This window comes from Sulfuricurvum sp. (assembly GCF_028712165.1).
GTDB lineage: Bacteria > Campylobacterota > Campylobacteria > Campylobacterales > Sulfurimonadaceae > Sulfuricurvum.
Window position 1 is genome coordinate 32,227 of the sequence record NZ_JAQTQR010000011.1, and the last position, 14,821, is coordinate 47,047.

General features: G+C 41.9%; 13 protein-coding genes. 5 read left to right on the plus strand and 8 right to left on the minus strand.

Features of this window, described 5'->3' with window-relative positions:
* Positions 1–215 precede the first annotated feature (215 nt).
* The 4 genes from PHP90_RS03255 to PHP90_RS03270 all read left to right on the plus strand — a co-directional run bounded on the left by PHP90_RS03255 (position 216) and on the right by PHP90_RS03270 (position 5,096).
* The gene (locus tag PHP90_RS03255) at positions 216–1,304 is read left to right on the plus strand and encodes a diguanylate cyclase (RefSeq protein ID WP_299925168.1); all 1,089 of its coding nucleotides are present in this window, start codon (positions 216–218) and stop codon (positions 1,302–1,304) included.
* Between the two features lie 199 nt (positions 1,305–1,503).
* Positions 1,504–3,216 (plus strand): FAD-dependent oxidoreductase, encoded by a 1,713-nt coding sequence (locus tag PHP90_RS03260; protein ID WP_299925172.1) that lies wholly within the window; start codon positions 1,504–1,506, stop codon positions 3,214–3,216.
* A 10-nt stretch (positions 3,217–3,226) separates the two neighbouring features.
* A complete protein-coding gene (gene sdhB / locus PHP90_RS03265; protein ID WP_299925175.1) occupies positions 3,227–4,204 on the plus strand; it encodes a succinate dehydrogenase iron-sulfur subunit in 978 nt (325 codons plus the stop codon).
* Positions 4,205–4,214: 10 nt separating this feature from the next.
* The gene (locus PHP90_RS03270; RefSeq protein WP_299925178.1) at positions 4,215–5,096 is read left to right on the plus strand and encodes a CoB--CoM heterodisulfide reductase iron-sulfur subunit B family protein; all 882 of its coding nucleotides are present in this window, start codon (positions 4,215–4,217) and stop codon (positions 5,094–5,096) included.
* Positions 5,097–5,123: 27 nt separating this feature from the next.
* On the opposite strand, the gene PHP90_RS03275 is transcribed toward PHP90_RS03270, so the two are convergent.
* Positions 5,124–5,561, minus strand: coding sequence for a nucleoside deaminase (locus PHP90_RS03275; RefSeq protein WP_299925180.1), 438 nt, complete (start codon positions 5,559–5,561; stop codon positions 5,124–5,126).
* Positions 5,562–5,734: 173 nt separating this feature from the next.
* On the opposite strand from PHP90_RS03275, the gene PHP90_RS03280 reads away from it, so the two are divergent.
* A complete protein-coding gene (locus PHP90_RS03280) occupies positions 5,735–6,880 on the plus strand; it encodes a hypothetical protein (RefSeq protein ID WP_299925182.1) in 1,146 nt (381 codons plus the stop codon).
* Here the strand turns inward: PHP90_RS03280 and mog are convergent, their stop codons facing one another.
* The 7 genes from mog to PHP90_RS03315 all read right to left on the minus strand — a co-directional run.
* Positions 6,881–7,405: a molybdopterin adenylyltransferase gene (mog, locus tag PHP90_RS03285; protein ID WP_299925184.1), complete on the minus strand. Its 525-nt coding sequence runs from the start codon at positions 7,403–7,405 to the stop codon at positions 6,881–6,883.
* Positions 7,405–7,920, minus strand: a complete 516-nt coding sequence (gene bioV / locus PHP90_RS03290) for a pimelyl-ACP methyl ester esterase BioV (protein WP_299925186.1) — start codon at positions 7,918–7,920, stop codon at positions 7,405–7,407. The genes mog and bioV overlap by 1 nt, the downstream gene beginning before the upstream one ends.
* Entirely contained in the window at positions 7,907–9,568 is a 1,662-nt protein-coding gene (locus tag PHP90_RS03295) for an AAA family ATPase (protein ID WP_299925188.1), read from the minus strand. Before PHP90_RS03295 ends, bioV begins: the two co-directional genes overlap by 14 nt.
* Complete coding sequence (gene mtaB / locus PHP90_RS03300; RefSeq protein WP_299925190.1) at positions 9,543–10,790, minus strand: tRNA (N(6)-L-threonylcarbamoyladenosine(37)-C(2))-methylthiotransferase MtaB; 1,248 nt, start codon at positions 10,788–10,790, stop codon at positions 9,543–9,545. The genes PHP90_RS03295 and mtaB overlap by 26 nt, the downstream gene beginning before the upstream one ends.
* On the minus strand, positions 10,787–12,430 hold the full coding sequence (locus tag PHP90_RS03305; RefSeq protein WP_299925193.1) for a mechanosensitive ion channel domain-containing protein: 1,644 nt from the start codon (positions 12,428–12,430) through the stop codon (positions 10,787–10,789). Before PHP90_RS03305 ends, mtaB begins: the two co-directional genes overlap by 4 nt.
* Complete coding sequence (aroB, locus tag PHP90_RS03310) at positions 12,427–13,488, minus strand: 3-dehydroquinate synthase (RefSeq protein WP_299925195.1); 1,062 nt, start codon at positions 13,486–13,488, stop codon at positions 12,427–12,429. Before aroB ends, PHP90_RS03305 begins: the two co-directional genes overlap by 4 nt.
* Positions 13,489–13,563: 75 nt before the next feature.
* A partial coding sequence (locus PHP90_RS03315) for a TrkA C-terminal domain-containing protein (RefSeq protein WP_299925197.1) occupies positions 13,564–14,821 on the minus strand: 1,258 nt, incomplete at its 5' end.

Genomic DNA, 14,821 nt, shown 5'->3' on the forward strand with positions numbered 1-14,821 from the left:
CGTCTGTTAAATAAAATGATCTTATTATAAACAAAATTAGATTATGAAACCGTTAAAATCCATATTATAGATGTTTCTATGATAGAATATAGTCAAATAATTTATATAAACCCAATTTAACGGGAGACTTAATCAGTATGATTTCAATTCGAAAAGTCTTTTTCAACCTAAAAGTAGCCTTACTTGTTCTAGGCATAGGCATAACAGTGTTAAGCGTGCAGCTCTTTCATATTTCACAATACGGTGAGCGTTTAAGTGCCTTAAAAAATCAGCATTTGCTGATCGAAAAAATCATAAATACCGATTTGAGTGATCCAAAAATGGCATCGATATTGATTAACGGTGCCGTCTCTGAGATCGCCCTTTCCGTCAAACTCTCCGGTCAGGAAGCACTTTTAGATGCATTTGTCACATCCAATGAAGAACAGGCTTCTTTACTCCGTTCTTTGGAACTCTCTTCTGAGGCTTTTCGTGACAGTGCATTAATCTGGGGTGAATCTCTCGCTATATCACGTACTTCCGAAAACAGCAGAATGATGACTGCACGTTCAGCTTTTTTAGCCGATATTGACCGGATGATGGACTATCAGGTTCATATCATTAATCAATCCATTGCAACTGCTAAAACGACTGCAATATTATTATTTTTTACTTGTTTGCTTATGATCTTTTTTTATCGCTATCGCCTGAATCAAATCTATTCTGATCTTGATAAAGTATGCTCTATAGATATTGACGGTAGCAAGAAAGAGGCGAGTACACAAGAAGTTGACTTCATACTTAAACGACTCTTCCGACGATCTCGAAATACAATTAATCCGACCTTCACACACCCTTTAAGCGGACTTAATAATCTAATGGGGCTTGCCAGCCTTTTCAATACGAAAAAAACGGGTAAATCCGGGAATACCGTTTTTCTCGCGCTCTTTGAAATTGATCAATATGAATTAATTAACAGTACCCTCTCCAAAGAAGATATCGGAAATCTTTTTATAAAATTAGGTGAAATCATTTCTTTATATGAACAACCGTTGGATCTCATCGGCCATTTAGAAGATGACCGTCTGGTTTTCATTATGTCTCGCAGCAGCAAACAAACTGCCTTACAAGAGTGTGAAACTATTGTGCAATCTGTCGAAGAATCCAGTTTTAATGCTCAGCTTGGACCGATAAAAATTACGCTAAGTGCAGGTTTCATCCTTAAAACTCCTGCAAAATCAATCGAAGAAACAATAGAAGATGCGAGTAAATTAATCGAAAAAGCCAAAGAAGGGGGAGGCAATCGCGTCGCTCAGCTACGATAACTCTGCAAAACATTACGATTCTTCGTACCCTAAAATGTAACTTTTTCACCCATTATGGGTGAAAGCAATCCTATTATTGTTACTATTTTGGACAACAAATCACTCTTTCTGCTCTAAGAGAGTTCTATAATCCTTTTTAATCTTGGACAAGGAGTGGCGCGCTATAATCATCCACAGATTTTATCAACAAGGAAGGCGTATGAGTATTCCCATTTATACTTATGATGCGGTGATTGTCGGAGCTGGTTTAGCCGGATGTGCGGCAGCTCGCGAATTGCAAAAAGCCGGTAAAAAAGTTGCCGTCGTCACAAAATTACATCCATTGCGCAGTCACTCCGGTGCAGCTCAGGGTGGAATCAATGCGGCGTTCAGCGACGCAGACAGCGTTGAGCTGCATGAGTTTGACACCGTAAAAGGGTCGGACTATCTCGCCGATCAAGACGTTGTTCAGTTTATGTGTGAAAAAGCCCCTGAAACGATCCGTTGGATAGAGCGTATGGGTGCCGCATTTAGCCGTAATGAAGACGGAACAATTGCTCAGCGCCCATTCGGCGGTCAATCGTCACCGCGCGCCTGTTTTGCAAAAGACCGCACCGGACTTACCCTCCTACAAACCATTTATGAACAAGCGTTCCGTGAAGGTGTGGAATTTTGGGATGAGTGGTATGTCGCTGATCTTTTATACAATGACGGAAAAGTGTACGGTGTCAGCGCCTACAACATCCGTAACAGTGAAAAAGCAATTTTCAATGCGAAAGCCGTTATGTTTGCCACAGGCGGATATGCCCGTGCATTTAAAATCAATTCAAATGCTCATGCGAACACCGGTGACGGTCTTTCACTCGTAGCACGTCACGGTCTTCCTTTGGAAGATATGGAATTTGTTCAGTTCCATCCCTCAGGACTTTCCGGAAACGGTGTTTTAATCTCTGAAGCGGCCCGCGGTGAAGGTGGAAAACTCCTTAACTCACTCGGTGAGCGCTTTATGGAAAAATACGCACCGAATGCAATGGAACTCGCATCACGCGACGTTGTTGCCCGAGCAATTATCCAAGAAATTCGCGAAGGACGCGGTGTCGGCCCTCGTAAAGATGCCGTTTATATCGATCTTGTCCACCTCGGTAAAGATAAAATCATGGAACGCCTTCCTGAACTTCGCGATCTTGCGATCACATTCCTCGGACTTGATATGATCAAAGAACCGATTTTGATCTCAGCAACCGCTCACTACTCTATGGGTGGGATTCCGATGGATAAACACGGACATGTTCGCAAAAACAACTCTGAATTTGTCGAAGGGTTCTATGCAGCCGGTGAGTGTTCATGTTCATCTGTTCATGGAGCGAACCGTCTCGGTGCCAATTCAGTTCTTGAAGCACTGTTATTCGGACGATTTGTCGGAAAAACGATGGTTGATGAAGTAGACAGTATTACTCTTCATAAAGCAACGGAAGCCGACGCAAAACAAATGATCGATGAAATGAACTGGGTCCTTACCAACAACGGTCAAGAGTCTGTGTCTGTTTTGCGTAATGAGCTTCAACAATCTATGACCGATAATGCCGGTGTATTTAGAACGGCCGAGACATTGAGTGCCCAAATGGAAATTTTGAAAGATTTGCGTAATCGATACCAACATATCCGTATTGCCGACAAATCAAAAATTTTCAATACTGAACTCCAAGAAGCGATCGAATTCGGTCACATGCTTGATTATTCACTCTTTATCGTTGCGAGTGCATTGGATCGACAAGAGAGCCGTGGAGCTCACTTCCGTGAAGACTTCCCAACACGTGATGATGAAAAATTCTTGAAACACACGATGGCTTACATGGATGAAAACGGTAATGTCACGCTTGATTACATGGACGTGACCCTCGGTCGCCATGAACTCAAAGCACGATCATATTAAGGAAGAGACTATGGATACGATAAAATCGCAACAAGTAACGTTTAAAGTTTTCCGTTTCAACGAAGAGACCGATTACCTTCCTTACTATAATACTTATACTCTCGATGTAACCCATGAAGAGGTTGTCCTTGACATTCTCAACCGAATCAAATGGGATCATGACGGTAGTCTCTCTTACCGTCGCAGCTGCCGTCACGGTATCTGCGGTGTTTGTTCAATCAAAGTAAACGGTAAAGGTATTTTGGCCTGTAAATCACGTCTCTTTGATCTCGTCGATGTTTTTGGCAGCGAATTGGTTATTGAGCCGCTTAGCACTAAACGGGTCATCAAAGACTTGATCATTGATAAAAAAGATTTCTGGGACAAACATGCGGCAGTAAAACCGTACCTTGTCAGCGATATCGTTGAACATCCTGCGAGTGAACATCTTGTCAGCCCTCATGATGCTGAAAAACTTCTCGAAGCGGACTACTGCATTCAATGCGGTGCATGTCACTACTCATGCCCTGCCCTTGCAATCAATGAAGAGTTCATCGGGCCTGCGGCTTTCGCTGCGGCATACCGTTTCTCTGCCGATGTACGTGATGATGCTTCATTAGAGCGTCTACATATCGTCAACGGAGAGGCCCAAGGGGTTTGGGATTGTGTCAAGTGTATGGAGTGTGCCGAGGTTTGTCCTAAAGAGGTCAATCCAATCGAAAAAATCACCAAATTGCATAACATGGTATTTGAAGCCAACATTGCCAAAAACAATGTAGCAACGCGCCATGCCGTCGGTTTTGCCCATTCTATCGAAAAACACGGTTTACTCGATGAGGGTGAACTCGTCCGTTATTCTGAAGGGAATATCGGTGTCCTAAAACACGTTCCTGTCGCACTTAAAATGTTTGCCAAAGGTAAAATCGTATTGCCATGGAATATGCCAAAAGCCGATAAATTAGATGAGATCAAAAAATTAATCAAATCTTCATCAACAGTAAAGTTTTAGGGAGTACTCAATGGAAAAATTAAAATACGCACTTTTTACCGGTTGTACGGCAAAAGAGAGTACGCCCGAGCAGATGATGTCGACTTTGGCCGTTGCAAAAAAATTGGGAATCGAACTTGTAGAACTAACCGAAGCTTCATGCTGCGGAGCTTCACATCTACAAGATTACGATGACTTTTTATCTTTGGTTTTAAATGCGCGTAACATCGCATATGCTGAAAATCACGGTCTTACAATGGTTACCATCTGTAATACATGTCAGCTCAACACTGCTATGACCAAACACAGATTAGATCATAATGCAGAGCTAAAAGCAAAAGTAAATGCAAAGCTCGCAGAAGTTGGATTGGAGTACAAAGGTACATCACAAATTACCCACTTCTTATATGCCATTATCGACGATTTCGGTTTGGATAAAATCAAAGAGATGGTAACGACACCGCTCAGCCAATTCAATATTGCACCGTTCTATGGATGTCACAATATCCGTCCATCAGAACTTCAAAACGAGTCTCACAAAAGCCCTGAAAGCGCTTACAAACCAACGTCACTCGATGATCTCATCGTTGCGTGCGGCGGAGTAAACGTGGATTATGAAGAGAAAAACAAATGCTGTGGTTTCCATGCTGAACTTCAAGCACCTCGTACAGCTGCGATCCTAACGGGGAATGCTGTTGCCGGTGCGATGGATGCCAATGCCGACTGGATGGTCACTCCGTGTCCACTATGTCACCTTAAACTCGATACACAAACCCATCATGCCTCAATTGCTATCGGTCGTGAAGTCTCTCTTCCTGTACTTCATATGCAACAAATGGTTGGTTTGGCGCTTGGATGTACTCCGGCGGAGCTTGGACTAAACCACCACGTTACGAAAGTCGATTTCGTTTAATACACTTTGCGAGGAGAGTTTTTCTCCTCACTCACCTATATCTTCATTCCAAAGAATCGGATTTTCACGAATAAACTTTTTCATCATATCGATACATTTTTCATCATTTATTATATCGATTGTTACACCGCGCGATCGTAACAACTCTTCTTCACCAACAAAGTTTTCGTTTTCACCGACCACAACACGCGGAATTCCGTAAAGAGCAATTGCCCCAGAACACAGAGGACACGGTGAAAGTGTCGTATAAAGAGTACAGTTTTTATATATAGAAGCACTTAGCCGTCCTGCATTTTCCAGTGCATCCATCTCACCATGCAAAATAGTGCTCCCTTTTTGTATACGACGGTTGTGTCCTCTGCCTATTATCTTCCCTTCATATACCAACACCGATCCGATTGGAATTCCCCCCTCTTCCAACCCTTTTTCCGCTTCTATTATCGCTTCATGCATAAATGTGTCCATAAATCCCCTCTCATTTATTACATTATTCCTAAAAGTATATACGCCAATAGGATAAAATAGCGCATTGAAAGTTAAAACAATACTTTTTATTTACGTTGAACCCGTTTTAATACGGTTCACATTGTAGCATCGCTAAAATTCCTTCATTAAACAATCGTCACTAAGGGAAATATATGAGCGATTCTGTATGTATTATTTCTCACAACAATTCAGAACCAAGCCCTTTAGTCGAAGTAGAGTTTCAAATTACGGATAAGAGGTTTAAAATATATTTTAAAAGTGATGGAAACACCTTTCTTTTCGGAAATACAGAAGCCTTTTTAGCATGTGCTCTCTTACCGAGTATGAAAATGGGAGGAGGTCAAATACTCACTAAAGGCGAAGTAAGTCATAAATTTTTATCTTCATTATCCACGATACAGGATATTTATTCTACATGGCAGCCTTCTTTTAAACGAGCAGAAATTATAGCTATACCTACGCGTCCAAATACTCCATCATCCCAAAAAAGAGTCGGTGCATTTTTCACCGGCGGTGTCGATTCTTTTTATACTTTCCTCAAACATCATGATGAGATTACAGACCTGATCTTTGCGCATGGTTTGGATATAAAACTCAAAGATACCGTTCTAAGAGAAAAAGTTTCTAAAAAAATCCATGAGATTGCTTCAGAATTTGGTAAAAATGTCATTGAAATAGAAACCAATGCCCTCGAACTCTTTGATTACTATGTTAATTGGGGTAAACTCGGACATGGAGCTGCCCTTGCAGCAATAGGCCATCTTCTCTCTTCCTCTTTTCATCGCATCTATATCCCTTCGAGCTATACATACTCACATTTATTCCCTTGGGGATCACACCCAATTTTAGATCCTTTATGGAGCTCGGAAACTCTTGAGTTTATTCATGACGGATGTGAAGCGACGCGAGTGGAAAAAGTCGCTCTTTTATCAAAATATGACATTGCGTTACAGAGTCTGCGTGTCTGTTGGACGAATCCGGATAGTGTTTATAACTGCGGAAAATGCGAAAAATGTATTCGAACAATGATCAATCTAAAAATAAATAACGCGCTGAGCCGATGCACGACATTTACGGAAGAGTTGGATATTAAGCAAGTTAGAAAAATAGTTGCAAATACGGAAGGAACACGTGCTTTCATCCAGGAGAATCTGGATGCGCTTGAAAAAAGCAATGATGATGAAAAACTGCGAAAGGCGCTTATTTACGTTTTAAACAAACCGGAAATGCCCCATCTAAAACAGTTTAGACGGAAGATAAAAAAACACATCAAAGAAATTTGGAAACGCATTTTTTAATTATTGTTTCGGTCGGAATGCCTTGATAACCTCTTCATTACACTCCAAGTACGGTCCTTCGATCAAATCAATGCAATACGGTACAGCCGGAAATACGGCATCCAAACACTCACGAATTGATTTCGGTTTACCCGGAAGATTAATGATAAGGCTTTTGCCGCGAATCCCCGCGGTCTGACGCGATAAAATCGCCGTAGGCACGTATTTGAGGCTCACTTGACGCATCAGCTCACCGAACCCCGGCATCATCTTCTCACAGACGTTTTCCGTTGCTTCAGGGGTTACATCCCGCAACGCTGGACCTGTACCGCCGGTAGTAACCACTAGACAACACCCCTCACGGTCACACAGCTCTATCATCGTCGCTTCAATCGTACTTTGAACATCTGGGATACAACGGTACACGATCTCATGTTCCGATTTTAGATAATCTTTCATCGTATCCTGTATCGCTACACCGGAAATATCTTCATAAATCCCTGCACTGGCACGGTCTGAGGCAGTAATAACACCTATTTTGATCATTAACAATTCTCCTGTAAAAAATGGTTGGCTCTTTTGATTGAGGTGACAGTGGCATAGGGGAGAAAAAACTCCCGTGCCCCTGCGACGTCGATCACCTGATCATCAACTCCCAAATAGACCTCAATCACTATCCCCTTGTTCCGAAGGGTTTGCATAAGTGTATCCGTCCACTCAAAATAAAGCAGCTCTTGCAACTCATCACTATTGTTCTCTCCCAATGAAATCGGAGCCACAGGGGACGGGGCAAAACAGCTTGTTAAAAAACTCTCCAAATAACGCTCGGAATCTTTAAAATATCCACTCATCTGCAAACGGCGAAACGACTCTTTTTTGGTTTGAAAAAAAGCGGGAGAAAAAAGCTGAAGGGTGTCGATACGGTGCGTAGCCTGAGCCGCATAGAGGGCAGCTTTTATTGCACCATAGCTAAATCCGGCAACCGTGAATTCACTCTGTTTTAGATAGTTGTGAAAAAATACCTGATCATCAGAGAGGGCAAACCCGCTATAAAATCTCATTCATTGTTGCTTTTGCTAGAGTTTTGGATATTTGCTCATACTCATCCAAGATGGCTTCAAATTTGGAAACAATCTTTTCGTGCCGTTCCAATAGAATACTCATCTCGCTATAGAGGCGATCTGTCAGTTTTGTTTCATCTTCAGTCTTTGGAAGAACGCTACTTCCCATACCGTACTCATACACCATTGAATGCACCAAATCTTTGGCTACGGCAAGATCATGCGAAGCGTTGCTCGCATGTTCTCCGAAACGCAGATGCGATGCTGCAATTCCTGCAAGATGCACTCGTATATGCGCCTCTATTTCATGGCACAGTTGCGGTTCTGCCGTAGGCGGTGTAATCGCATCGTTGGTGAGGGTGATCTTTTCATACGGAAGGTCAAACCATGTAGCGGCAAATACTTTTCCGGCCTGATAACGGACCTGATAACGTCGCTGTTCATCGCTCAGCATTGCTATTTTTTTCTTCCCGAACATCACTTTGTCTTTAACTGCCAAGAAGTGTTCAATTTTTACCTGAATCTCATTTTGGCGCATACATAACAATGCCGCTTCGTTCACCAATGCCGCCAGTGAAGCCCCATTAAAACCGACCGTCATTTTTGCTACTTCATTGATAGAAAGCTCATGAGGAATTGTTCGAAGATATTTATTCAAAATTGCTTCGCGCTCGGTTGCGGTAGGAAGTTCTACAAAAATACGGCGATCAAAACGTCCTGCACGAAGCAACGCCGCATCCATGACATCGATATTATTGGTCGCCGCAATAACGACGATACCGCTGGTATCTTCAAATCCATCCATTTCGGTCAGGAGCTGATTAAGTGTTCCTTCCCGTTCATCGTTGCGTTCGCCGCCGCGCTTTTTTCCGACGGCATCGATCTCATCGATAAAAATAATAGCCGGAGCATTTTTCTTGGCGGCATTAAAAAGTTCGCTCACCCGTTTTGCCCCCATACCGACATAAATCTGAACGAACGAAGCACCGCTTTGATAAAAAAACGGTACGTCTGCTTCGGCAGCTACCGCTTTGGCAATCATCGTCTTTCCGACACCCGGAGGTCCAACAAGTAAGACGCCGCGGGGCATACGTGCACCGAAACTGTAATAACGTTTCGGATTACGTAAAAAGTCGATAATCTCTTCGAGTTCTTCTTTGACATCGCCGATACCGCCGATATCACTGAATCGTACTGTCGATTTAACCGGAGTGACATTGGTTGAGGGTACTTCAGCCTCAGTAGGCGCTTTTACAACTGGAGATTCTATCGGGGTATCATCTTCAAAACCGAGTTTACTTTTCCATGCCCAATATCCTGCTCCGCCGATGAGTGCAAAAAAGAGAAAAAACCATCCCCATCCATTTCCACCTTTAGGTTCAATAACAAGATGGGAGGTAAGAGAAGCAGGCAACTGTGATGAAGCAATCTTAACAACTCCGTTCTCTTTTGTCGCAAAGTAGGTAAAATCGCCGTCACTAAACGCTTTTTCAATCTGGTTATTTTCGATCAGTTTGGTAGCCTGATCGAGAGTCACTGCATTTCCGCTGTCACGTAATAATGCAAAAAGCAGTAAAAGGATAACTATTGCACCTGATGCGGCAAGGATGAGCTGATTACGATTAAAATTTGGCCATGTTATATTCATCGAGCACCTCATATGTATCCAGTTTGATCCAGTCGCCACTGAGATCTTCACTGCTTTCGATTATTACTTTATTAAAGAATTGATCATATCCGACATTTTTACCCGATTCGCTTGTCTCAACCAATACGTCCAAAGGTGTAGAGCTCATCGTATTACGAAACGAACGATTATTGGATTCAATCAAATGCGTGAGCTCACTCATTCTCTTTGCCGAAACTGTTCCGTTCACTTCAGGTTTCATTGTAGCACTTGGAGTTCCATCACGTTTGGAATAGGTGAACGGATGGATATGGGTAAGATGAAGCTCACGGATATTTCGCATCGCTTCTTCCCAAATCAACTCACTCTCTCCGGGATGTCCGACAATAAAATCGGTTCCGAGCGCAAATCCTTTGGCATTCAGTATACCGAATAATTCTACATCGTTGGCAAATCGGTTACGACGGTTCATAAGTCGAAGCATTGAATCCGAACTGTGCTGAATCGCGATGTGTAGATGCCGTTCCAACCACGGTTCATCCAATATTTCACGGAATGACTCATTAATTTGTATCGGTTCGAGCGATCCGACGCGGATGCGGCGGACGCCACGGATTAACGACATTTTTTTCATCAGTTCGGCAATATTACGTCCTTCCCCCTGCCCGTAACTCCCGACATTGGTTCCGGTCAGGACAAATTCGCCAAAGCCGTTGCTCGCTAGTCGTGAAACCTGCTCCAAAATTTTTGATTCGTCCATACTTCGCGCATCACCGCGTACATAAGGGATGATGCAATAACTGCAGCGGAAATTGCACCCCTCTTGGATTTTAATAAAAGCGCGCGATTTTCCGACGAACTCATCCACGATCGCATCGTCAATATAGTTTAAATCTCCAATCTCATAAAAACGGCTCTCACTGGATAAGAGGGTATTAATTTTCATCTTTTCAGAAGGTCCGAAAACCCCCTGCACTTTTCCGGTACCAAAGAGACTTTCCCCTTTTGTATGAGCACCACAACCTGTCAAAAAGAGTTTTTTACCTTGCTTGTCAATCTGGTTGATATAGCCGCGGACACTGACATCCGCACCATTGGTTACCGTACACGAGTTAACAACAACAATATCGGCTTGACTCTCATCTTCCGTCACTTCATAGTCACTCAAAGCGCTCATCATGACCTGTGAATCAAATAGATTCGTTCGACAGCCAAAGGTTTTAAAATAGACTTTTTGTTTCATAATTCTTCAATCGGCATAGGGGATGTAGAGGTGGCTTTAGAGGTATAAATCATTTGTGTAGGGTAGGCAATCGTAATATCATCCTCTTTATTATAGGCATCTACTATCTCAGCTGAGATTGTACTGCGCAATGTCAAAGTAGCATACGCATTGGTCAAATACCACGAACTCACTTTCATCCCGTTCGGCTCAATAAAGGTAAACACACGAGGTTCGACATTCGTATTTTTCAAGCTGTAACGATCACGAAGTTTATTGAGCTGTTTACGGGTAATATCGGTATACCCTTTTGAATACTTACGGCAAATTTCTTTGGCAAGATGAGACGCTTTTTTATGGTTTGAATCAAAGGTAATGACAATATCAATTCCGTCCCAAACCGTTTTGAGAGAACCATGTGTGTAGTTCGCGATTAAAGAAGTAAAAATATAGTTGTTCGGAACAAAAATAATACGTCCGCCCCGACGGTTATGCATTACAGTGGTCAACGTAATATCTTCCAATAAGGTTATCCGTTGCAGTGAAACGTCTAATACGTCTCCCAAATAAATCATTCCATCTTTTTCTACACGGATACGATCTCCGACGTGAATCGAACCTCCGACAACGATAACAAGCCATCCCAAAGCTGACATAAACCAGTCACGCATCGCGATTGCAAGACCGGCAGAAGCAAATCCGAGAACCGTTGCCAAATAGCCTACATTATCAATATAGCTAAACATCAGAATCAGAATGATCAAAGTGACATTCACAAATGTTAATATTTTGTTTGCGGTATAAAAACGTTCATTATCCACAATGTAGCGTTTGATCACCCGTTTGAGTAAAAATGACAAAAAGAATAAAGTCAGAATAACCAACCCTATATTGAGCAATTTATAAAGCTGATCTTTGATCTCTTTGTTGATTTTAGCTTCGGTCGATTCAATCCGCTTTTCATAGACGTCGGCTGTAGAGATCAATGTGTCCAAAGCGAGTTTGAACTTCTCGACCTGAAGAAGCGTCGCTTCCAGTTCTACTTCATAATCGCCTTTCGGATTGAGACGAATCAAATCTTTATAGACGGCGACCTGACGTTCCAACAGCGAAATGAGTTCTTGTAATTCATCTTCTCGAAGAACATAATCATGATATTGACTGTTAAGGCGTTTGACATAAGAGACACCGGTTACGATTTCAAACGGGTTGGTAATTGTAGGAAGGGTTCCGGCTTCATCCGGTTTAAGCAATGAAACGAAAGGAGAAGTCCCCTGCGCTTTCAGCAGTTCTACCTGATCCGTCAGAATTTTTTCTTTCGCTTGAAGTGCTTCAGATTCCAGCTTACGTTCAACACTCGGATTATAATCTTGGAGCTGATCAAGTCTGGACTTTACCTCACGAAGACTTTTTCGTGCTTCTTGGTATGCCATGAATGAGTTATAGCTTTTGATCCAAATACTGCTGTCACGCGAAAGTTCTTTTTTGATTTTGGAAAGCTCGTTTTGCGCATTTTGGAGCTCAGCAGCTTTTGCCGATTCGTCAAGCTTAGCTTGAAGTGCCTTTTCCTCTTTTTGTTGTAATTGCTCTTGTTTTGTTAGCGCATCAAGCGTTGTCGTAAAAGTAAAAAATACCAGTAAAAAAGTGACTAGAATTTTCATCTGCTCAGATTCACACTCTGAAAGGTTGAAAGAACTTTTTTAACCGCAGCAGGCTCGATTGCATCGGTGATTTCTACCGCTCCAATCCCACGCGGAAGAATAAACGTAATGGCACTGTCCGCACTTTTTTTATCCAAGAAAAAAGCTTGATAAAATTTTTCGACATCGGATATATCATACGTGAGCGGCAGAGCGTATTTTGATAAAAGCTGTTTAACCCGCAACGCTTCTTCAGGCTTCATCAATCCGGCTTCACACGCCAAGTCATTTGCCATTACCATACCGATTGCGACGCTCTCGCCGTGCAAATAGGTTTCATATTTTGTTTCATTTTCGATTACGTGACCGAATGTATGTCCATAATTCAAAGCTGCACGGAGGCCCTGCTCTTTTTCATCTTCTTCGACAACACCGGCTTTTGTTTCAACCGCTTTAGCGATTGCATATTGGAGATTATCCCCTTCACGCAGATCGTTCTTTTCTAGCCACTCGAAAAACGGTGCATTAAAGGTCACTGCCATTTTGACGATTTCAGCAACTCCTGCTCCGAATTCACGCGCAGGAAGAGTCGTTAAAAAACTAGGGTCAATGTAGACGGCACGGGGTTGGTGAAATGCTCCGATCAGATTTTTTCCGAAACGGTTGTTTATCCCTGTTTTTCCTCCGACACTTGCATCGACTTGACTTAATAATGTCGTCGGAATTTGTATGAAGTCGATGCCGCGATTATACAAGCTGGCACTGAAACCGCCCATATCTCCGATCACTCCTCCGCCAAATGCGATTAAAAGCGATTTTCGATTCAGACGGTGATCAAACATTCGCTCCAAAACGGATTCAATGCTCTCCCAATTCTTGTACTGCTCTCCGTCAGGAATCGTAATAATATAAATTTCTTTTGCACTAAGTCGTGACAAAAGAGTTTGCAAGTGCAGTCCGGCTACTTTCGGATTGGTTAGAATCGCAACTTTGCCCTCATGCTTTATTTCGGGCAAAGATCCGATATGAATAGAGTAAGAGTCATCAATAACACGTTTGAGGTTGATAGAAATCGTCATAAAAAAGCCTGATGATTAAGTTGCAAGTAATTGAATCAATAATACAGGAATGTGACTTAAAAGCCTCTGTGACCGTTATATTTGTGTTGGGATAAAAAGCTGATGGTAATGTCCCAATTTACAATAAAGGACCTCCGGATCGGTTGAGAAGAATACATGAATCGGGTTCATAAACATTTTAGAGGTAAACGGTAAAACATGGAGAAAGTTTTCTCTCTCCCGCAACTCTCTAATCGGATTGCTTTCTTGTTGAGAAACATGAATCGATTTGGAAAAAATAGCTGAAAGGTTATTAAAATGTTCAATAACTTCATGCTTATGAGATCCCTCTTCGTTAATATAATCTATCAATTCCAGATTAAATCCGAATTGCGAAGAGACGTCAAAAATCGTCGTTGAAATATTTTCTATATGCCCCTCGTCACTTAAAATAACAACACTCTCTTTCAATGAGGAGAAAGATCGTTCAGCAAGTTTCAATACCGGCACATTTGCAGCATAGAGCTTTTTGCGGATTGAGGAAGAGGCAAAAGCCCTATGAGAAACCAAAAACAAACCGATGTGATATTTTTTTATATCATTAAAAATCATCTCTTCATCCGGTTTTCCGTCGTAACAAATATCAATAGTCATATTATCTTGGGCAGAAGCTTTCAGCATTCGCAATACATCAATATCACCCGGATTAATAACTTTGACGATAAGAGGCTGTCGCAGCTTTTTTTGGATAAAAACACTGCGTCGAACCAATGCCATAATCGATGAAGATTTTTCAATACTCATATCAATATAAAGATAAAGCTTAGATCCAAACGGTGCAGGAAACTGTCCAAGTTCCCGTTTAATCGCTCGATAAATTGATCTTAATACCGAAGGTTCTCCGACCAACACCAGCGTATCATTAGGCTGAATCATTTTATTATCACTGGGGATGATTAACTGCCTATTACGATAAATAGCAGCAATTTTCCAATTTTTTTGCTCTATAGAGCCGATATGACGATATACAAATGAGCTTCCGAAAGGGACGATAACTTCCATAATTTCCCCGGAACCCAGTCCGATATTTTTAGCTAAAACAGGGATGTTAGGGAGATAGTCAATCAAATTTGCAGCAATGAGTTCTTGCATATTCACCCATTCGATATCGTCCTCTGGACTCGCCGCATTCCACAAATCCAATGCAATGATACGAATGGAGGGTTTATACATTCGTATATTTTTAATCGTATGTTCTAAATCGTTCGCATTTTCCATTACTAATACGACTTGCCAAAAATCCATTTTCAACAAATTGGAAATTTTGTAAAAGCTGGTGGTATCAAATTGAAAA